Here is a 1124-nt window from a genome sequence, read left to right as displayed (position 1 = left end):
TGTCATGCAGCGGCAGTCTGTGCCGGATTTTGATAATCCTTGCCTGTTGTCAGCATGGCCCAGATCGCTCTGGCCATTTTGTTTGCAAGGGCGATGGCCACAAGCATTCTGGGTTTCCGGGCCAACATTCCAGATAGCCAGGACCTCTCCGGTATCGTCTTCCGCCCGAGCCAGTTCAGACGCGACATTGCTCCCATGATCAAGAGCCGGCGTATATCGGCTTGTCCGGCCTTTGATATTCGTCCGAGCCGCTCCTTTCCTCCCGACGAATGCTGGCGCGGCACCAGACCCAGCCAGGCCGCAAAGTCTCGCCCACGCCGAAAGCTTTCCATGGGTGGAGCAAACGCTTCAACGGCCAGCGCGCTCATTGGTCCAACGCCCGGCATTGTTTGTAAACGGCGTGCTGTATCCGTAATCTTTGCCAGAGCGCTGATTTGTTGTGCCTTCGCTTCGATCCGTTGCGTCTTCTCGGCGATCTGCAGCAGAATATCGCGGCATTCGTCACGAACCAGTTCCGGCAGATCGCTGTTCTCAGCCTCGACCATCGCCTCGATCCGCGTAAGCTGCACAATGCCGGGAGGAATCGGATACCCAAACTCGTAGAGGACTGATCGCAGTGCGTTCACCAGCTCGGTACGCTGACGTACAAGTCGTTCTCTCCCGCGAAAAAGCAGCGCCTGTGCCTGCTGCTCCTCCAATTTCGGCGTAACGAAGCGCATCTCAGGTCGCTGTGCGGCAGTAACAATCGCTTCGGCATCCGCGGCATCGTTCTTCTGACGCTTCACGAATGGACGAACGTACTGTGGCGCTATCAGCCGTACTTCATGGCCGAGTTTTGTCATCTCGCGTGACCAGTAATGAGCGCTCCCGCATGCCTCCATCACGACGATCGCAGCGTCTTGCCCGGCCATAAATCTACGAAAATGCTGCCGGGATAGCTTCCGCCGGAACTTCACCTCTCCGGAAAGCAAAGCTCCATGAACCTGGAAAACGTTCTTCGCCAGATCGACCCCAATCATCGTGTCGTATGTCATGCTGCCATCCTTCCACCCGCTGGATTTAACCCGACCATCCTCTGACAGAACGTGCCGGGTGGGTAGGGCGGCAACCACGCCATCTATTCA

General features: G+C 57.1%; 1 protein-coding gene. It reads right to left on the bottom strand.

The features are described from left to right. Window positions 1–2: 2 nt before the first annotated feature. Window positions 3–1034, bottom strand: coding sequence for an IS110 family transposase (locus tag P9A16_RS35560; protein WP_024270388.1), 1032 nt, complete (start codon window positions 1032–1034; stop codon window positions 3–5). Window positions 1035–1124: the final 90 nt, after the last annotated feature.

Origin of the sequence: Shinella sp. 838 (assembly GCF_029623935.1) — a bacterium.
Taxonomy (GTDB): Bacteria; Pseudomonadota; Alphaproteobacteria; order Rhizobiales; family Rhizobiaceae; genus Shinella.
The sequence above is the reverse complement of the archived record's forward strand: the minus strand, read 5'-3'. Positions and strand labels throughout refer to the sequence as shown.